Annotated in this window: 21 protein-coding genes; all 21 read right to left on the reverse strand. The window is 52.1% G+C overall.

Annotated elements, in window-relative coordinates:
* Positions 1-108: 108 nt before the first annotated feature.
* Positions 109-711: an anti-sigma factor family protein gene (locus WBG83_RS02335; protein WP_336742323.1), complete on the reverse strand. Its 603-nt coding sequence runs from the start codon at positions 709-711 to the stop codon at positions 109-111.
* 8 nt (positions 712-719) lie between these two features.
* Positions 720-1,352, reverse strand: a complete 633-nt coding sequence (locus WBG83_RS02340; RefSeq protein ID WP_336742325.1) for an RNA polymerase sigma factor — start codon at positions 1,350-1,352, stop codon at positions 720-722.
* A gap of 465 nt (positions 1,353-1,817) precedes the next feature.
* Positions 1,818-2,909, reverse strand: coding sequence for a prephenate dehydrogenase (locus tag WBG83_RS02345; RefSeq protein WP_336742327.1), 1,092 nt, complete (start codon positions 2,907-2,909; stop codon positions 1,818-1,820).
* Positions 2,910-3,039: 130 nt separating this feature from the next.
* Positions 3,040-4,140 (reverse strand): histidinol-phosphate transaminase, encoded by a 1,101-nt coding sequence (gene hisC / locus WBG83_RS02350; RefSeq protein ID WP_336742329.1) that lies wholly within the window; start codon positions 4,138-4,140, stop codon positions 3,040-3,042.
* 27 nt (positions 4,141-4,167) lie between these two features.
* A complete protein-coding gene (trpA, locus tag WBG83_RS02355; protein WP_336742330.1) occupies positions 4,168-4,974 on the reverse strand; it encodes a tryptophan synthase subunit alpha in 807 nt (268 codons plus the stop codon).
* The gene (trpB, locus tag WBG83_RS02360) at positions 4,961-6,166 is read right to left on the reverse strand and encodes a tryptophan synthase subunit beta (RefSeq protein ID WP_336742331.1); all 1,206 of its coding nucleotides are present in this window, start codon (positions 6,164-6,166) and stop codon (positions 4,961-4,963) included. Before trpB ends, trpA begins: the two co-directional genes overlap by 14 nt.
* Positions 6,159-6,854, reverse strand: a complete 696-nt coding sequence (locus WBG83_RS02365; protein ID WP_336742332.1) for a phosphoribosylanthranilate isomerase — start codon at positions 6,852-6,854, stop codon at positions 6,159-6,161. The genes trpB and WBG83_RS02365 overlap by 8 nt, the downstream gene beginning before the upstream one ends.
* A gap of 5 nt (positions 6,855-6,859) precedes the next feature.
* Positions 6,860-7,666 (reverse strand): indole-3-glycerol phosphate synthase TrpC, encoded by an 807-nt coding sequence (gene trpC, locus WBG83_RS02370; protein ID WP_336742334.1) that lies wholly within the window; start codon positions 7,664-7,666, stop codon positions 6,860-6,862.
* Positions 7,656-8,696: an anthranilate phosphoribosyltransferase gene (trpD, locus tag WBG83_RS02375; protein WP_336742335.1), complete on the reverse strand. Its 1,041-nt coding sequence runs from the start codon at positions 8,694-8,696 to the stop codon at positions 7,656-7,658. The genes trpC and trpD overlap by 11 nt, the downstream gene beginning before the upstream one ends.
* A gap of 24 nt (positions 8,697-8,720) precedes the next feature.
* Positions 8,721-10,256, reverse strand: a complete 1,536-nt coding sequence (trpE, locus tag WBG83_RS02380; protein WP_336742337.1) for an anthranilate synthase component I — start codon at positions 10,254-10,256, stop codon at positions 8,721-8,723.
* A gap of 542 nt (positions 10,257-10,798) precedes the next feature.
* Entirely contained in the window at positions 10,799-11,173 is a 375-nt protein-coding gene (gene aroH, locus WBG83_RS02385) for a chorismate mutase (RefSeq protein WP_336742338.1), read from the reverse strand.
* 3 nt (positions 11,174-11,176) lie between these two features.
* On the reverse strand, positions 11,177-12,271 hold the full coding sequence (gene aroB / locus WBG83_RS02390) for a 3-dehydroquinate synthase (RefSeq protein ID WP_336742340.1): 1,095 nt from the start codon (positions 12,269-12,271) through the stop codon (positions 11,177-11,179).
* A gap of 3 nt (positions 12,272-12,274) precedes the next feature.
* Positions 12,275-13,435, reverse strand: coding sequence for a chorismate synthase (aroC, locus tag WBG83_RS02395; protein WP_336742341.1), 1,161 nt, complete (start codon positions 13,433-13,435; stop codon positions 12,275-12,277).
* Positions 13,436-13,695: 260 nt separating this feature from the next.
* Complete coding sequence (locus WBG83_RS02400; protein WP_336742344.1) at positions 13,696-13,857, reverse strand: hypothetical protein; 162 nt, start codon at positions 13,855-13,857, stop codon at positions 13,696-13,698.
* A 155-nt stretch (positions 13,858-14,012) separates the two neighbouring features.
* Entirely contained in the window at positions 14,013-14,792 is a 780-nt protein-coding gene (locus WBG83_RS02405; protein ID WP_336742346.1) for a CheR family methyltransferase, read from the reverse strand.
* An 80-nt stretch (positions 14,793-14,872) separates the two neighbouring features.
* Positions 14,873-15,316 (reverse strand): nucleoside-diphosphate kinase, encoded by a 444-nt coding sequence (ndk, locus tag WBG83_RS02410; RefSeq protein ID WP_336742348.1) that lies wholly within the window; start codon positions 15,314-15,316, stop codon positions 14,873-14,875.
* 74 nt (positions 15,317-15,390) lie between these two features.
* The gene (locus tag WBG83_RS02415) at positions 15,391-16,365 is read right to left on the reverse strand and encodes a polyprenyl synthetase family protein (protein ID WP_336742349.1); all 975 of its coding nucleotides are present in this window, start codon (positions 16,363-16,365) and stop codon (positions 15,391-15,393) included.
* The gene (locus tag WBG83_RS02420) at positions 16,362-17,225 is read right to left on the reverse strand and encodes a menaquinone biosynthesis protein (protein WP_336742351.1); all 864 of its coding nucleotides are present in this window, start codon (positions 17,223-17,225) and stop codon (positions 16,362-16,364) included. The genes WBG83_RS02415 and WBG83_RS02420 overlap by 4 nt, the downstream gene beginning before the upstream one ends.
* Before the next feature lie 4 nt (positions 17,226-17,229).
* Complete coding sequence (locus WBG83_RS02425) at positions 17,230-17,835, reverse strand: UbiX family flavin prenyltransferase (protein WP_336742353.1); 606 nt, start codon at positions 17,833-17,835, stop codon at positions 17,230-17,232.
* Entirely contained in the window at positions 17,832-18,704 is an 873-nt protein-coding gene (locus WBG83_RS02430) for a UbiA-like polyprenyltransferase (RefSeq protein ID WP_336742355.1), read from the reverse strand. Before WBG83_RS02430 ends, WBG83_RS02425 begins: the two co-directional genes overlap by 4 nt.
* 4 nt (positions 18,705-18,708) lie before the next feature.
* Positions 18,709-19,437: a demethylmenaquinone methyltransferase gene (locus tag WBG83_RS02435; protein WP_336742357.1), complete on the reverse strand. Its 729-nt coding sequence runs from the start codon at positions 19,435-19,437 to the stop codon at positions 18,709-18,711.
* Position 19,438 lies beyond the last annotated feature (1 nt).

A 19,438-nucleotide genomic window follows, 5' to 3' on the forward strand; every position in this document is an offset into this window, starting at 1 on the left:
TTGCGGAAAAATAAACCAAAGCCCCAAAAAAACTGCCCGGCATTCAGACAGTTTTTTTGGGGCTTCTCCTATGTATGGCTATCCTTCAGCCCGTGCCTGTTCCTGCTTTCAGGCTCTTGTTCGAGATAACCAGCTTATAAATAAAAGCATACAAATCATACCGACCACAGATAACGCAACAAGATAGTCAGGGTGCAGCTTCATTTCGACGACCTTCAGCATAACCGGGTCCTGCGGGCTTAAGCTGGCTGTCAATACACCGCTTTGCACCGATGTTCCGTGGCCGGAAGCGACTGCAACCGGCTGAAGCCCGAAATTCATCGCACTGGCCTGAGTGAGCGTGTCCTCCTGCCCGTTCCCCGCATGGTAAAATAAACTAAATACAAATAATACAACGCCAAATGCAAAAGCAGCCGTCAATGATTTGCGTACTAAAGACGACATCTCATAGGCCCGTTGTGCAATAGGCATCCGCCAGCGCTCTTCCTCGTAAATACGCTTCATCACTCGGGTGGTATTGGGAACCGGCTCCGCTTCCGGTGTCTCCTCATGCGCATTGCGGATGAGCTGCACGCTTTCTTTCCATATATCGTATTCATCCTTGCAGCATTTGCAATGCTGCAGATGAGTCTCAATTTCTTTTCGAAGCGGGTCACCAGCCTTGAGATCCCAATATTCACCGAGTCGTTCTTGCGCCTCGTTACAGTTCATCGTTAAATTCATCCCTTCATGCTTTTCAAATAACGATTATCCCATTCACCTTCGTGGTGGAGGATATGTGCATGAACCATCTCCGTCGTAGCGAAATAAGGTTCTAATTGTACTCTGACGCTTGCCCGCGCGCGAAATAACAGGGATTTGACCGCGCTGACCGACTGACCGAGAATGCCGGCAATTTCCTGATAGTCCATTTGGTCGTATTCACGCAAAATTAACGCCGCCCGCTGCTTCTCCGGCAAGCTGTTAATCGCCTCACGGACCATACTGACCTTCTCGCTGCGCAGCATCGAGTGTTCCGGCTCGGTTTCACTTCCCGCCTGTGGCGTGTGGCCCGACTGCTCCAGCGATACCTTGAGGTTTTTCTGCTTGCGCAGCTCGCTAAGCACGGTATTACGCGCGATGGTATAAAGCCACGTCGAGAAGGAGGCCTCTACCTCCCGGAAGGTGGTCAAGCTGCGGTACGCCTTATAAAACGTATCCTGACACAGGTCGTCCGCAAGTGCCTCCATGCGGGAGCTTTTGAGCATATGATAAATAAAGGATAAGATTTTCTTCTCGTAACGCTGCATAAGCTCTGCATAGAGCTGCACGTTGCCGTCTTTGATTTCTCTTATTAACTGGGAATCGGTCATGCGATGACCCTCCTTGCGATTCCATGCTTTAGTTCCCAGTTAACTTCAATAGTTATTACTAAACCGGGAATGAAAAGTTGCGGAGCCCGTTTAAAAAAGTTTAAAGCTTGATTATTTGTATTACATTCCATATGACCTACAGTAAATCCTCTTTTTCGACAAAAGGATTTCTCCTTCTTCCATCGGTTTAAGCGAAGCGTTTACATCCCGCATCAATCCTTAGTTTAGCACAACCGCCGGAAAAGGAATTAAAAATCCACAATTTCACACAAAGTTCATTCTCTTTGCTTCTATGGTACAAGCATCCCGGAACAAAAAAAAGAACCACCCAATTGGGTGGCTGCACAGAGTGCTAGTTTCGGATAGGAGTGGAGAGAAACCATACTGTACTTTTATTATATTGAAACCGTTTTCTTTTGTCAACAAGGATTTTGAAAGCGGTTTCTATGCTTGTTTTTACATAAATTACAAATGAACACTATAGTCATTTTGCCGCAGCAGCTTCAAGGCCCCGTCTGTATCGTGTTGATTGCGGAACGACAATCGAAGCACGCCGGGCACCTCTTCCCTGCTCTCGATGATGTGAATGTTGCTCAGATTAATTCCGGCATCCCCCAGCAGGCTGGCGATATGCCCGATGATGCCCGGATGGTCCGGTACATCAACATAAATGTCAAAGAACGAGGTAAGCACGCCTTTACGGCGCTCAGGCAGCCCGCCGCGGAACACACCGGCTGATTGAAACGCCTTCGTAATTCCTTCGGCATCCGCACGCTCCAGCATTTCGGTAAAGCTGCTGATCTCCTTGTTCCAATCCTGCAGCAGCTTCAGGAGCACCTCACGGTTGCTGAGCAAAATATCGCGCCATACCATCGGTTCGCTGGATGCGATGCGCGTTATATCGCGGAAGCCTCCGGCCGCCAAATATTGATACATTTCATTAGTCTCGTTGTAGCCGGCGATCTGATTGACCAGAGCCACCGCAATAATATGCGGCAGATGACTTACAGCCCCGACAACCTCATCATGGAAATGAGGGTCCATCGACACCAGATGAGCTCGCGTATGCTTCAACAGCTCCTTCAAGCGGCCGGTCGCTTCCTCCGGCACCTTGTGATCGGGCGTCAGCACATAATAAGCATTTTCAAACAGCAGGGAGCTTGCCGCCTCAAGACCGGACTTCTCTTTCCCGGCCATCGGATGCCCGCCGATAAAGTAGCTGCCCGGAAACGTCAGCTGAGAAGCCTGGTCGGCCAGCTTGCCTTTCGTGCTGCCCACGTCGGTGATGATGCAGCCCGGCTTAAGCGGCAGCCCCTGCAGCTCCTGAAGGTAATCCTTGAGTGTGCCTACCGGTGTGCACAAAAATATAAAGTCCGCATCCTGCGCGGCTTCTGAAATGGACGTCGTGGCCTCATCCACCGCCTCACGCTCCAGCATGTTCCGGACGGATTGCTCGCGCGGGGAATGACCAACAACCCGCAAGCCCGGTTTGCCTTTAAAGCAAAGGGCCAGCGAGCCGCCAATGAGACCGACACCAAAAATGGCGATTTTGATCATGTTATTCTCACTTTACCGTTAGTTTTTAGAAAACCTGCGTTCACGGAGGCTTTCCCGGCGGCCCGCTCCTTCCGGCCGCACATAGCCCGGAAAACTGCCGCTGAGTCCGCTTCCTGCACGCATGACTTCTTTAGGCTTGTACAGCCACTTCGTTTAGCACGTGGTCCAAAGCCTGAATAAACCTTTCATTTTGCTCCTGGCTGCCGATGGTTACCCGAATCATAGTCGGAAAATCAAGCGCATGCCCGCCGCGGACGATAAGACCTTGACGCAGCAGGGCATCAAATACATCCTTGGCCGGACGCTTGACATCAACCATAATAAAGTTGGCTGCCGTCGGATAGTAGAACAAGCCGCGTTGTTCAAACTGCTTCGTCAAATATTCGACGCCTTGGGCATTTTGCTCGCGGCATTCATTCACAAAATCTTGATCAGCCAGAGCCGCCAATGCAGCCGCCTGACCGAAACGGGAAGTATTGAAAGGTTCACGAACCTGATTAATAGCGTGAATCACCTGGCTGCTGCCGATGCCGTAACCGATGCGAAGCGAAGCCAGTCCGTAAATTTTGGAGAATGTGCGCAGCAGGATCAAATTCGGATACTGCTTCAGCAGCTCCAAACCGCGCGGATAATCCGATGTCGTGTTGTATTCATAGTACGCTTCATCCAAGACTACAAGCACGTCTTTAGAAACCTGTTTCAGGAAGGATTCAATCTCTTCATGTCCGAGCAGCGTGCCGGTCGGGTTATTCGGATTGCAAATCCATACGATTTTGGTGCGTTCGTTTACTTTGGCCAGCATAGCCGGAAGATCGTGAACACCGTCTTTTAACGGCACTTCAACCGCTGTCGCGTTCTCAATCTCCACATTGTGCTTATACTGCGGGAAGGTGTGCGTGGCCATGACGGTTTCATCGCCCTTCACCAAGTAAGCGCGGGCAATCATCAGAATGACTTCATCAGAGCCGGCTCCAAAAATAATCTGGTTCGTATCTACGCCCGTAAACTTCGCCAGAGCAGCCGTCAATTGAACAGCGCCCCCGTCAGGATAAAGACTGGCGTTCTCGATTTCGGAGCGGATCGCTTCCTTCGCTTTTGGTGAGCACCCGAACGGGTTCTCATTGGAAGCCAGCTTGATAACTTCCTTCAAGCCCAGCTCTCGCTTCACCTCTTCAATCGGTTTCCCCGGCTGGTATACCGGCAAATGCATAATATTGGATTTCGGTTTCATTTGTGCTGCTTCCTCCCGTCATGAAGTCTATCCTTTAAATGTACCCACAAATTGCCGGATTTGCAAGAGCGCCGTTTCTCTTGTCGCTGGGTCAGCCAGCTGCGGCAGCACTTCTTCGATTTGACGGACAATCGCGCTGCCCACCACTACCCCATCGCAAGTACCGCTAAATTTCCGGAACTGCTCCTGATTGGAGATACCGAAGCCAATGGCAATCGGCAGGCTTGTCGCTTCCTTGACAGTTTTCAGGAAATCATCAATACCGCTGTAGAACTCCGAACGGACACCTGTCACGCCTAAGGAGGAGACGCAGTACACAAATCCGGTCGCCTGGGCTGAGATAGCCGTAATCCGGGCATGCGATGTCGGTGCCACAAGCGGAATCAGATGAATATTGTATTGTACCGCAAGCTTCCGTACAGGACCATCCTCTTCCAAGGGCAAATCAGGAATAATCATCCCGCTGATTTCATTTTGCTTCAGTAGCTCGAAAAAGTTCTCCAGCCCAAGCTGAAGCACCGGATTGTAATAAGTAAAAAGCACAAACGGCAGTGTCACGCCCTCTTCACGAGCCCGCTTGGCCGTCTCCATACAATCACGGATCGTGATTTTGTGCTGAAGAGCCCGCTGGCTGGCACGTTGAATGACTGGACCGTCAGCCAGCGGATCGGAATACGGCACGCCAAGCTCTACAATATCCGCTCCGGCCGCTTCCAGCTGTTTAATAATTTCCACGGAGGTTGCTGTATCCGGGTCACCGATTGTAATAAAAGGAATTAGTGCGGTTTGCCGCTGCTCGCGCAGCTGGCTGAATTTCAAATCAATGGCGTTCACCGGATTCACCTCCCAAATATGTCATCACCGATTCCATATCTTTATCGCCGCGGCCGGACAGGCTCACAACAATAACTTGATCCGGCTTCATGGTTGGAGCCAATTTCAGCGTGTGTGCGATCGCATGCGAGCTTTCCAAGGCTGGAATAATGCCTTCTGTCTGGCTGAGGCGTTTTAGAGCATCAAGCGCTTCCTGATCCGTAACCGGAACATACTCCGCACGCCCGCTATCCTTCAAATAGGAATGCTCCGGGCCGATACCCGGGTAGTCCAGACCCGCGGAGATAGAATGCGCCTCCTGTACTTGCCCATAATCATCCTGAAGCAAATAGCTCAGCGATCCCTGGAATACACCAGGACGCCCCATAGTCATCGTTGCCGCATGCTTGTCGGTCTCGACGCCTTTACCCGCAGCTTCAACTCCAATCAGCCTGACGCCTTCATCCCCAACAAACGGATAAAACATCCCGATGGCATTGCTGCCGCCGCCAACGCAAGCAACTACGGCATCGGGCAGCCGCCCAAGCAGCTCCTGAATTTGCTGGCGGGACTCGTCGCCGATAATGCGCTGGAAGTCGCGGACCATCATCGGATATGGGTGTGGTCCGGTAGCGGAGCCAAGAATATAGAACGTATCATCGACATGGCTTACCCAATAACGAAGCGCCTCGTTGCACGCATCCTTCAGCGTTTTGGTACCCGAGGTCACCGGAACAACCTCAGCCCCAAGCAGCTTCATCCGGAAAACATTCAGCTGTTGACGGCGAGTGTCCTCTTCCCCCATAAACACCTTGCATTCCATGCCGAACAAAGCAGCGACGGTAGCTGAAGCTACACCGTGCTGGCCGGCTCCCGTTTCTGCGATAACCTTCGTTTTTCCCATCCGTTTGGCAAGCAGCGCTTGACCGATGGCATTGTTGATTTTGTGCGCGCCGGTATGGTTCAGGTCTTCCCGCTTCAAATAAATTTGCGCTCCGCCAAGCTGCTCGCTTAAGCGCCGGGCATAATAAAGAGGCGTTGGACGCCCCGAGTATTCCACCAGCAATTCCCGGATTTCTGACTGAAACGCCGGGTCCTGTGAATGCTCTTTGTACGCCTGCTCCAGCTCCAGCAGCGCATTCATGAGTGTTTCCGGCACATACCGGCCGCCGAAGGGACCGAATCGGCCATACTGATCTGGTACATTAGTCATTGCGCTTCACCCTTTTCACAAAAGACATAATTTTGTTCATATCCTTGCTGCCATCCGTTTCCACCCCACTGGACACATCGACCCCATCCGGGCTGAAGTTATCCAGCAGACCTCCAACATTGTCCGCATTCAGGCCGCCCGCCACGATAAGCTCAAGCCCATGTGCTACGGCGATTCGCTTATACAGCGGGATAATGTCCCAATGAAACGTTTTGCCGCTGCCCCCGCCATACACCGGATCATGAGTATCCAGCAAAATAGTGTCCACAGCGCCGGCATAAGCCGCAAGCAGCTTGTCAATCTCCGCCTCGCTGCGGGCCTCCGTCTGCTGTATGGACAGCACTTTAAAAACACGGACCGGAAAAGCGGCCTTGATTCGGCCGCATAGCTCCGCTGATTCGCCACCATGCAGTTGCACCACATCCAGCGGCGCCACCTGCAGCAGGCTCGCCAGCTCTTCCTCTGTCGTATCAACGAACACGCCCACACTCAAAGGGCGACCGGAAGCATCCGCCCGGTATGCGCGGATTCGCTTAATCCACGGCGCAGCCTCGGCAGGCTGCACCTGGCGTTTGCTCCGTGCAAATACAAAGCCGATATAATCCACATCCAGCTTCAGCAAGCCCTCAAGCGTAGCGTCATCCTTAATGCCGCATATTTTAACCTTCACCGGAGAAGCGCTTGTCATCCCGCTCACACTCCAGTCGGAACTGGCCCTAGCAGATCTACCACAGCGGCGCCCACATCATCCTTACGCATTAAGCTTTCCCCGACGAGAATACCATCTGATCCTACGGATTGCAAATACGCCACATCCTCCGGCGTAGATACGCCGCTTTCACTTATCGCAGTAATGCCCCGATTTCCGGGGATACGTCCAATCAGCTTCTCCGTTGTTTGGATGTCAGTCACAAATGTTTGCAGATTCCGGTTGTTGATCCCGATGAGCGTCGCGTCCAGTTCAAGCACACGATCCAGCTCCGCTTCATCGTGCACCTCAACGAGCACATCCAGTCCGATAGCCTTCGCTTCTTGATGGAACAGGCGCAGCTCATCCGTAGTTAGTATCGCCGCAATCAGCAAAATGGCATCCGCACCAAGCGTTCGCGCCTCGTAAATTTGGTGCACGTCAATCGTGAAGTCCTTGCGCAGCAAGGGAACTCGAACCGCCTCACGGATAGCGCTTAAGTATTCGTTCTTTCCTTGAAAATACTGCTCGTCTGTCAGCACGGAAATACAATCTGTTCCGGCTGACGCATACGCCTTGGCAAGCTCAACCGGATGGAAATCCGGGCGAATGAGCCCTTTGGAGGGGGAAGCCTTTTTCACTTCCGCAATCAGGCCGATTTGCCGCTTCCGGCCGTCTTGCTTCAGTGACGCTTCAAAGCCTAGACATGCCGGCATGGAAGCAATCTGCTTCTCCAGCGCGCCAAGCGGTGTCGTCAGCTTCAGATGATCAACCTCGCTTCGTTTCGTAGCCACAATTCGGTCAAGATACATGTTTCATCGCTCCTGTATATCGGGCCAGCTGCTCCAGCTTCTCCTGCGCTTTCCCCGAGTCAATTATATCTGCTGCCATCTTGATTCCTTCCTGCAGCGTGGCTGCGCGGTCCGCCACATAGAAGCACGCGCCGCTGTTAGCCAGCAAAATGTCGCGCGGTGCCCCCCGTTCGCCCGAGAAAATACGGCGAATCATATCTGCATTATGAGCCGCATCCCCGCCAACGACAGCGGACAAGGAATGACTGCGGAGTCCCAATTCATCCGGTGTCACAATAAACGTCTGAATATCGCCGTTTTTCAGCTCTGTGATTTGGGTCGGCGCTGAGATGCTGATTTCATCCAGTCCGTCCAGACTGCCGACGACGAGCCCTCGTTTCAGCCCAAGCAGCCGCAGCACGTGTGCAATCTGTTCCGTCCGCGTACGGTCAAAAATGCCAAGCAGCTGGCGATCCGCCGCCGCAGGATTCGTAAGCGGCCCAAGCAGATTGAACACGGTCCGAATTCCGATTTCCTTACGCGGGCCCGCCGCATGCTTCATCGATTGATGAAACAGCTGGGCAAACATAAAGCAAATGCCGACTTCCTTCAAGCAGCGGGCAGCCTGCTCTTGTGTCAATTCAATATGAACCCCCAGCGCTTCTAGAACATCAGCACTGCCGCTTTTGCTAGACATCGCCCGGTTCCCATGCTTGGCTACTCGAATGCCGCCCGCTGCGGCCACAAGCGCCGAGGCAGTGGAAATGTTAAACGTATCCGCTCCGTCGCCGCCCGTTCCGCATGTATCCAGCAAATGCTGCTGCTCGGCTTCCACCCGGCTCGCCTTGCTCCGCATCGTTTCGGCAAAGCCGGCGATTTCCTCAATCGTTTCCCCTTTCATCCGCAGCGCCGTCATCAGGCTGCCGATTTGAGCGGAGGTTGCTTCGCCTTCCATAATAAAGGACATAACATCCCGTGCTTCCTGCTGTGATAAATGGTTTCCGCTGACGACCTGTGAGATGGCCTGCTGCAGGGTCATTTTGCTATGCATTTCCGTTTCCCCTTTCTTCCCGGCTTACATGTAATCCGAATTGATAACTCTCGCTTCCTGAACCGTAGTAGGAAAAATCGCTTCCGCTGTCCGGACAGATACCAGCAGCGCTTTGGCCTTGTTGACTGTTTCCTCGTACTCCTTCTCGGGAACAGAATCCCATACAATCCCTGCGCCAGCCTGCACATAGGCTTTGCCGTTTTTGAAAATCAAGGTGCGGATCGTGATGCAAGTATTCAAATTGCCGGAGAAGCCAAGATAACCGATCGCACCCGCGTAAGCGCCTCTGGCCTCTTTTTCCAAGTCGGCGATAATTTCCATCGCTCTCAGCTTCGGGGCGCCGGAAACCGTACCTGCGGGGAGACACGAAATAAACGCATCAAAGAAATCCTTATCCTGACGGAGCTTACCGGAAACGTTCGATACAATGTGCATCACGTGAGAATAACGCTCAATCTGCATATAGGAATCGCATTTGACGGAGCCGAATTCGGACACCCGGCCAATATCATTGCGTCCCAGGTCGACCAGCATCAGATGCTCCGCACGTTCCTTCTCATCGGCGAGCAGCTCCTTCTCCAGCTGCAAATCCTCTTCCACGGTCGATCCGCGCGGCCGCGTGCCTGCGATCGGTCTCGTCTCCACCTTCCCGTTGTCGACCTTCACCAGCGCTTCCGGCGAGCTGCCGACGATAACCTCATCATCCAGCTTCAAGTAATACAGATAAGGGGAAGGGTTCATCATCCGCAGCACCCGGTACACCTTGAGCGGCGAAATCTCGGTATCGATATGAAAGCGCTGGGACAGCACAACCTGGAATATGTCCCCCGCGCGAATATATTCTTTGGATTTAATTACATTGTCAATGAACTGCTCTTTGGTCAAATTCGATTGAACATCGCCAAGCTCCACCTTGTTCGGAAGCGGTGCAGCGGCACTGGCCATTGCGACCGGCTTGCTGATGCGTTCAATGGTCGCATCAATTTTGCAGCAGGCGGTTTGATATGCCGCGGCAATATCGCTATCGGTAGCAAAAGGCGGAATATGCACGTTGGCGATGACCTTCATCTGCTGCTTGAAGTGGTCAAATACGATAATCTGGTCACAGAACATGAAATGAATGTCATCGGTCTGCATATCGTCGATACGATGAGGCGGAAGCTTCTCGTAATATTGCAGCAAATCGTAACCGAAAAATCCGATAGCCCCTCCGGTAAACGGCGGCATCTCCGGCAGGGACGGGCTTGTATAAGAACGAAGATACGCCTTAAGCAGCTCTAAAGGCTTTTCATCATGAACCTTTTTCGTTCCTTCGACCTCCACTTCCATCCGTCCGTTCTTCCCCCGGATAATCAGGAACGGATCGGTGCCGATGAAGGAATACCGGCCCCACTGGGCACCGCCCTCCACACTTTCCAGCAAGAACGCGCGCTGATCCTCATAGAAATGCTGGAATACGCGAATCGGCGTTTCGGTATCCGCCAGCAGGTGACGGACAACCGGGATCAGATTATACTGCCTGGACAAGCGGATAATTTCATTCAGCTCCGGTGTGTACATTGGCAATCTCTCCTTTAACAAATTTGATTGTTTGCAGCAGCAGGCGAGACACCAGATAAACGGCTCCTTTTACTATTCCCGGGGACCCGGCGCCGTTTATACGATTTTTTCGAGCCTCAGGCAGAAGCGCGGCGTTCCACACGTACCGTTTCAACCAGCTCAAGCGTTCTAACCGCTTATCTGCTGGTTAAATCACGTCTAGTTACTGTGGTCGCTTTGGACAAGCTCCAGCATTGGACAAGGTCCAGCACAGTAAAAAAACCTCTACCGCGAAGTAGAGGTTGTATGGGCAAACGATGACAACAGTACCTATTATGTGCCAATATGGACACGAAAATAACGGTACCAAATTATAGCCAACGACAAATAAACCTTTCGTTTGGCAAACGCTCATCTCTGCTCAGGCTCTACTCTTCTCATCTTGGCTCAAACACTCAGTCTCACTACTCTAACTCTCAGCTAAAATAACTTGATTACACTATACAATAAGTGCTGTTTGCGGTCAACTTAAACTTGCTTTCCTTGCTTTCCACAAAGACCGATTAATTCGCTGCCTGTGTTAAATCAGGACGAAGCTTCACCGCTTCATTCATGTAGACGTGAATGACTTCGCTCTGGGACTTGGTTGTATTCACATGCACCATCAGACGAATACATTGTTTTAAACCGCCGGCTACCGGAATCTCCAGCGAACACATCAGCGGCACAAGCTCCCAGCCCGGCAATTGCCGGATCGCTTTCGCCGGAAAAGCTGCATCCAGATCCTGAGTCACGGTAACAAAAACACTACAGATGTCTTCCGGCTTGATTTCATTATCCACCACGATTTGATGCAGCATGTCTCTTGTCGCCTGTAAAATTTCCGTTTCCTCGTTATGCTGAACCGTAATGGCTCCGCGAATTCCGCGCACTACCATTTGTTACGCCTCCCGCTTCAATTGTTCCACCACTTCTCGGACCCACTCCACAGGAACCTTTTTATTGATTTCCACTTGGCCGATGCTGGTTGGAATGACGAAGACCATGCGGCCTTCCTTGAACTTCTTGTCGTGCATCATCGCGCTCATAATCTTGTCGGTATCGTAATCTGCCGGTACCTGAACCGGCAATTCGAACTGCTTCATCAGTGCCTTGGTCGTGTCGAGAATTTCCTGAGGGTACCCCAGCCGCACAGCCAGCTTGGCTGAACCGACCATTCCAATCGAGATCGCCTCTCCGTGCTGCAGCTCATTGTAGCCTGCAACTGCCTCCAGCGCATGACCGATCGTGTGACCAAGGTTAAGAATCGCCCGCAAGCCCTGCTCGGTCTCATCCTCGGATACAACAGCCGCTTTCACTTTGCAGCCGGTATAGAGCGCATGCTCCAACGCTTCCGGCTGAAGCGAGAGCAAATCTGCGGCATGCTCGCTGCACCAGTCCACGAAGTCGCGATCCCAAATCAGCCCATGCTTAATGACTTCCGAAAGGCCCGAACGCACATCACGCGGCGGCAATGTACGAAGGGTGGAAATATCGTAAAGAACCAGCTCCGGCTGATGGAAGGCGCCGATAATATTTTTGGCAAGCGGGTGATTGACGGCCACCTTCCCGCCCACACTGCTGTCATGCGCCAAGATAGTCGTCGGGATTTGCACAAACCGGACGCCGCGCATATAGCTCGCCGCCACGAAGCCGGCCAAATCTCCAACCACACCGCCGCCCAATGCGACCACGGTCGATTTGCGGTCCAGGCCCGCTTCCAATGCCACCGAAACGAGCTCCTCCAACCTGGCAAGCGACTTCGATGGTTCTCCGGCAGGAACAACAGCAGTGGTTACCTTGTAGCCGCCTTCTTCAAGCAGCTCTCGCACGGTCTCCAAATAACGCGGACCCACATTCGAATCCGTCACAATCAGCAATGGGGAACGCTTGCTCAGCTCATGCTTGTCAAAAATGGAGGCTATCTCGCCGAGAATCCCGTCCCCGATGTAAATCGGGTAAGAACGCTCCCCCAAATCAACCGTAAGTTCTCTCATAGACTAGTACCGTCCTACCTGTGCAAGATAGCTTTCATAGTTGGCCCGGATTTCCTCCAAGGAATCTCCGCCGAATTTCTCCATAAATGCAGCCGCAACCTCCCAAGCAACTACATTCTCCAGAATCACGCCTGCAGCGGGAACGGCGCAAGTGTCCGAACGCTCCACCTGGGCTGTGAATACTTCCTTCGTATCAATGTCAACGCTTTGAAGCGGCTTATACAAGGTCGAAATCGGCTTCATCACTGCGCGTACAATAATCGGCTCACCTGTCGTCATACCGCCTTCGAAACCGCCTGCACGGTTAGAGGCGCGATGATAACCGCGTTCTTCAGTGTATTTAATCTCGTCGTGAACCTTCGAACCGCGGCGTTCTGCAGCTTCAAAGCCGATCCCGAATTCAACGCCCTTAAAGGCTTGAATCGAAACAACCGCCTGTGCGATCCGGCCGTCCAGCTTGCGGTCCCATTGCACGTGGCTCCCCAGACCTACCGGGCAGCCTTCAATGATACACTCTACAATACCGCCAAGCGTATCGCCCTCTTCCTTGGCAGCATCAATAGCAGCAATCATTTTCGCTTCCGCTTCTTTGTCCGTTACACGAACCTGCGACTCCTCGGTAATCCGAATGAGCTCATCAATCGGCAGCTCTTGACGGTTTACCTCTACATCGCCAATACGCAGCACTTGTCCGGCTACCTTGATGCCGAATTCAGCAAGCAGCTGGCGCGCTACGCCTCCGCAAGCAACACGCATCGTTGTTTCGCGGGCACTGGAGCGCTCCAAAATGTTGCGCATATCGCGTTGATTATATTTCAATCCGCCGTTCAAATCGGCATGGCCCGGACGCGGACGGTTAACACGGCGTTTAGCTTCTTCATCCTCCAGCGGCTCGGCACCCATAATGCGGGTCCAGTTTTTCCAGTCGTTGTTCTCGACGACCAGCGCGATCGGGGCTCCGGTTGTTTTCCCATGACGGACACCGCCTACGAGACTAACCGTATCTTTCTCGATTTGCATACGTCGGCCGCGGCCATAGCCTTTTTGTCTCCGGTGCAGCTGCTCATCTATCTTCTCCGCAATAAGCGGCACATTGCTCGGCATACCCTCAATAATGGCCGTCAATTGCGGTCCATGTGTTTCTCCAGCAGTTAAATATCTCACGAAGTATCCTCCTTCAACTGTTACACGCGCTCCGCGCTTTAGTGCTTTGATGCACTCAATTCCTGTGCTAATTATAGTACAGCAGTGCCGCTTTGACAAGGAAAACCACCCGTGTGTTCCGGTATTGCAGGCCGGTGTATCTTCCCTCCCGCCATACCCAGGCATTCCAACGCAGCGGTGCTCTTGCTGTCTCCACAAAAAAAACACGCCGCCCAATAATGGCAGCGCGTTTCATTACAGTATTCCGGATTCCATCCCTGTCAGCTGCTGACAGGCTGCTGAATCGGCCGTGACGGCTCGGTCAGCTTCGTGTCGTTTACCATGCCCAGAATTTGCGTCGCCTCGATACCAAGTATCTGCGCGCACTCCTGCATTGTAATAAACCCGCGACGGTAAGCGGTAATAACCTTCCTTTTATCCATAACAGCCTCCTGAAATTAGGCTTTACCCTATCTTCATTATGGACAGGAATGGCAGACGGTATACCTGGTACAAAGTCAGTCCTTCGGCTGCTTGAACAAACAACCTAACTGCTTCACCACAAGCTCGGATTACAAGAGTGAGCTTAAGCTTTGTACTAACCCTTTTTACGGTAAAAAAACGTATCCGCCGACTCCAAGTCATATTGGCCCGGACTGAATATTTGCTCTGTGCTGCCAACAAACAGAAGCCCGCCCGGCTTTAACGCCTTGGCGAATTTATGATACAGCACATGCTTGGCTTCTTCAGTAAAATAAATCATTACGTTCCGGCAGACGATGAGGTCAAAGCCTGTTTCGAACGTATCGGTAAGCAGATTGCCTTTTTGAAAACGGACCGCTTTTTTCAAATCGTCCGTGATATGAAACAACAAATTATCCTGCTGAAAATAAGTGCGTACATATTTAGCAGGGACATCCCGAACGGAACGATCCAGATAAACGCCTTTGCGGGCCTTCTCCAGCGCACCGTCGTCAATATCCGTAGCCAGCAGGTAAGTATCCTGCAGGACGCCCAGCTCGGCCAAAATCATTGCAATCGTATAAGGCTCCTCGCCGGTAGAGCACGCCGCGCTCCAGACCCGCAGCTTGCGGTTCTTTGCAGCCATTTGAGGGAAATATTGCTTTTCAATCATTTCCCATCGGTTCGGATTGCGCCAAAATTCCGATACGTTAATGGTCATCCTGTCAAAAAACTCGTACAGCAGCTCTTTATCCTGCTTCATCGCGGTAAAAAAGGCATCGAAGGAATCATAGCCTTTTTTGATCCGCAGCGTTGTAAGCCGCCGTTTCATCTGTGCTTCCTTGTACTGGGACAAATCAATTGAGGTAAGGTCTTTTACTTTTTTTACGAATAACTCAAAATCCCGATCTACCATTGCAGTATCACGCTCCAGCCATATTGCCGAATTTTGTCATATGTTGTATTCCATATGCCGGAGCGAAAATCCTGCTGGATTTAAATCCATTTTTGAATTACTTTTTCATAGCTCATGATTTCTTCCGGTGTAAAGAAGATGGCAATCTCGCGTTCCGCATTTTCCGGAGAATCGGAGCCGTGTACAATGTTGCGATTCGTATGTACGGCGTGATCTCCCCGAATGGTGCCCGGCTGCGCTTCCAATGTGTTCGTTTTCCCAATCATCATCCTGGAAATCGGCACTACCTGGTCGCCCCCCCAAACCATGGCCATCACGGGGCCGGAGGTAATGAAATTGACCAAATCTTCAAAGTAGGGGCGTCCAACATGCTCTGCATAATGCTTTTCAGCCTGCGCTCTGGAAATATGCAGCAGCTTCGCCGCAAGCAGTTGGAATCCTTTGCTCTCAAAGCGGTGGATGACATCTCCGATCAAACCGCGCTGCACACCATCCGGCTTTACCATAATATACGTTCTGTCCATATTGCTGCGTCCCCCTTCTTAATCCAATTTGAGTGTGCTTCCATTGTTGACACCATTGTGCCCTCTTATACCTATTAGTACGAACGGTTTCCAATAAAGTATGCGACGCGAATCAAATCATCCTTGGCGCGAATATTCTCCAGTCCGGACAAAGCGCCGATCGCCTTGTCGATGTATCTGGAGGCCAGCTCGGTAGCCCGATTTACGCCGTGACTGCTGCGGATCAGCTGTAAACATCGGGATACATCGGCTTGCCCGTCCGCACGCTCAATCGCCTTCAGCTCTGTCAGCAGCTCGGCGCGCCGCTCAGGCTCCTGAAGCGCATACAAGACGGGAAGAGTAACATTTCCTTGACGAATGTCGCTGCCCGGCGGCTTGCCAAGCTCTTTTTCCGTGCCTGTCAAGTCCAGAACATCATCCCTTAATTGGAAAGCCATACCTACATTGTAACCGAAAGAATACAGCCTTGAACATACCTTTTCAGAAGCGCCGGCGGCCAAAGCCCCCAGCTGGCAGCTGATGGCGATCAGCAGCGCTGTTTTGCGGCGAATCCGGAGCAGGTAATTGCGGACCGATTGATCGGGCTGATAAAAATATCGAATCTGCTCCATTTCCCCGATGCTCATCTGCACAATAGCCCGGGACAGCACTTGATGAATAATCGGTTCAGCAAGCTCGGTGGCCACCATCAGCGCTTTGGCGAATATGTAGTCTCCGGTGTACATCGCAATCCGGTTGTCCCATTTGGAGCGGACCGTCAGCTGGCCGCGTCGGGTGTCCGCGTCGTCAATGACGTCGTCATGCACCAGCGACGCCATGTGAATAAGCTCCAGAGAGACAGCAATATGCTTTAGCCGCTCTAAATCATAGGCTCCGAATTCGCCGGCTAACAGCACGAAGACAGGACGGATGCGTTTCCCCCCTGCCTTCAGCAAATGGGCTGATGTCTCTCTCAGCATGGCGTGCTCTGAATCAACGCTTTTTTCAAGCTCTTTCTCTATGTAGGCCATATCTTTTTTTAGTCTTGCGTAAATGTCCAGCAGTTTCATTTATTCACCCGGCTCGTTGTAGTGTTCCAGAGCTCCATTTGCACCCTGTGGGAGAGCAGGCCAAGCGCCCACGCCTCGTCAAAATAACGCTGCAACCCCCGCTGCTGCTCCAGCCCGAAATCGTGGCTCAGCTTATCGAAATACATTTGCCAATACGATGGCCTGCCGCCAATCCGCTCGACAGCAGCCTGAATAATCGGCGTTACGTCCTGGCGACCTTTGCGCTTGCTCTCGAGGAAAGCCTGATGCAGCTCGGTGATAAGCGCTTCCTGTTCACGGACTGCCTGACGGCGTACTCCCCAAACAGCGAAGGTCATCCACTCGCCCGTCGCTTCCTTCCACAGCTCCCCCAAATCCGTCACATGGTACCCGCTGTCCGACCAACTGGCACGAATCGCATCGTCACCGATAAGCAGCGCCGCATCCGCCCGGGCCATCATAGAAGGCAAATCCGGTTCCGCGTCAAAATATTGCGGCTTCCCGCCGCCGTATGTTTGAAGCAGAATTTTGAGCAGGTTCACTGAAGTGGCTGACGTTGTCGGCAGCGCAATCGTACCGTCTACGATTTGCTCCAGGGGCTTTTGATGGAACAGCAGAATGGAGTGGACCGGGCCGTTCGCGCTAACCGACAAATCAGGCATAAGCATATAATGCTCCGCGTTTTCGCCATACGCAAACGAAGACATCGGGCCCAGGTCGATGGTGCCGTTTTTCATGGCTTTGTTTAATCCAGAAGGCACCTGGGTCGCGATGTCCACCCGGCCTGCAAACTGCTGCTCGGGAAAATAATGAAAGACCGGCCATACATTGCTGTACAAGATGCGGCCTAAACGGATTGGGGCTCCTTCCAAGCTAGCCATTCGATTACCCTCCCCACCTCGGAAATAATTGATGGTCCAAATCCATATTGTCCAGCAGCTTGCCTACCAGGAAGTGGACAATATCCTGAAGCGTCTCGGGCCGCTGATAAAAAGCCGGCATCGCCGGAATGATTTTAACCCCCATCCGGGCCAGCTTCAGCATGTTTTCCAGATGTACCGCATGAAGCGGAGTCTCACGGGGAACAATGAGCAGCTTCCGTCCTTCCTTGAGCATCACGTCGGCCGCGCGTTTGAGCAGGTTGTCCGACGCTCCGTGAGCAATGCCGGACAAGGTCCCCATCGAGCAGGGTACGATGACCATCCCCGTCACGCGGAAGGAGCCGCTGGCAATGCTAGCGCCGATATCTTGAATCGGATGAACGGTAAGCAATTCGCCATGCTCGCCAAACCGGGCGGACAGCGCCTCGCTTCGTTTGGAGGCCGGCCAGTCCAGCTCTTCCTTCAATACCCGCCAGCCGGCCTCTGTTACGAGCAGGTGAACGTATACGCCTCGCTTCAGAAGCTCCTCAACCAGGGTGATTCCATAAATCGCCCCGCTGGCGCCGGTGATACCGACTATCCAACGGGGTGCTTGTACAACAGCATTCATCCGGAATGCACCACCAAATCAACAAGTGTAAAGACAAACATAACGATACTGAGCGTACCGTTTAACGTAAAAAACGCGGTTTGCAGTTTGGACAAATCCTCCGGTGTAACGATACGGTGCTCATAGAACAACAAAATATATGAAATAATAAGGCCCGCAAAATACCACCAGCTGAGATCGGTCATAAAGAACAAAGAAAGCAAGCCGATGGCGGTCACGATATGCATATAACGTGCAATCAGCAGCGAGCGGGCAATCCCGAACCGGGCCGGAATCGAGTATACCCCTTCCTTCCGGTCGAAATCGATGTCCTGGCAGGCATAGATGATATCAAAACCTGCTGTCCACAGCGCAATGCTGATAAAAAATATAAACGCCGTCGTATCCACCATGCCTGTTACGGCTACCCAGCCGCCCAGAGGTGCCAAGGCAATCGTAAAGCCAAGGAACACATGGCACAGCCAAGTAAAGCGTTTGGTGTACGAATACAGCACCAGCATCACAACTGCAATCGGCAGCAGCTTCATCGCCAGCGGCTCCAGCTGGGATGCGGCGACAAACAGCATGACGAAGGAAACGATAATAAAAACAATGGCTTCTTTCGAAGAAATCAGGCCTGCTGGAATCGCCCTCATCGCAGTCCGCGGATTTTTGCCGTCAATCACCTTGTCAATTACCCGGTTCAATCCCATGGCGGCGCTTCGCGCACCAACCATTGCCAGCAAAATCCATCCGACTTGCGCCCATGAGGGAAGCTGGTGCTTGACGATCATCGAACCGAGAATTGCTCCCATAAATGCAAAGGGAAGAGCAAATAAAGTGTGCTCTATCTTAATCATTTCCAAAAATACTTTTATTTTACGTAGCATAAGTTCAATTCTCTCCTGGCTGCGTTTTTTTTCCAATATGGAGAGCGGCGATCCCCCCTGTCAACGGGTACGCCTCCACCTCGGCAAGCCCTGTCCTGCGGAATATTTCCGCAAGCTGCTTGTGATCAGGGAAATTTACTAATGATTGCGGCAGCCATTTATACTGCTCATAGCGCTTGGCCATAAGCCTTCCGACCAGAGGAAGAATATGATTAAAATAAAAATAATACAGCGACTTGAATGGCTGCCAGGTCGGCTTAGACAGCTCAAGCGAGACGACAAGCCCGCCCGGCTTGACGACCCGCTGCATTTCACTCAGCACCTGCTCAATATCCGGAACGTTGCGCAGGGCGAAGCCGATGGTGGCATAATCAAACGTATTATCCTCAAACGGCAGCTGCATGGCATTGCCCTGAATAAGCTCAAGCTGTGTTTCCATGCCGAGCTTATCAATTTTGTACTGGCCGAAATCCAGCATGTTTCTGCTGAAATCAAGTCCAACAACTCGTCCGGTTTTGCTGGCCTGTCCCATGCTAATGGCCCAATCGCAGGTGCCGCAGCAAACATCCAGCGCCGTGCTTCCGGGCCGGACATTCATTTTGGACATCGTAAATTTACGCCAAGCCTTGTGTCTGCGAAAGCTCAGCACATCGTTCATCAAATCATACTTATGTGCGATGCTCTCGAAAACACCGTGTACGAACTTTTCTTTCTGTGTAGCGTCCGTAGTCAAA

Source organism: Paenibacillus sp. y28, from assembly GCF_037137075.1.
In the GTDB taxonomy this organism is placed as follows: domain Bacteria; phylum Bacillota; class Bacilli; order Paenibacillales; family NBRC-103111; genus JBBBNV01.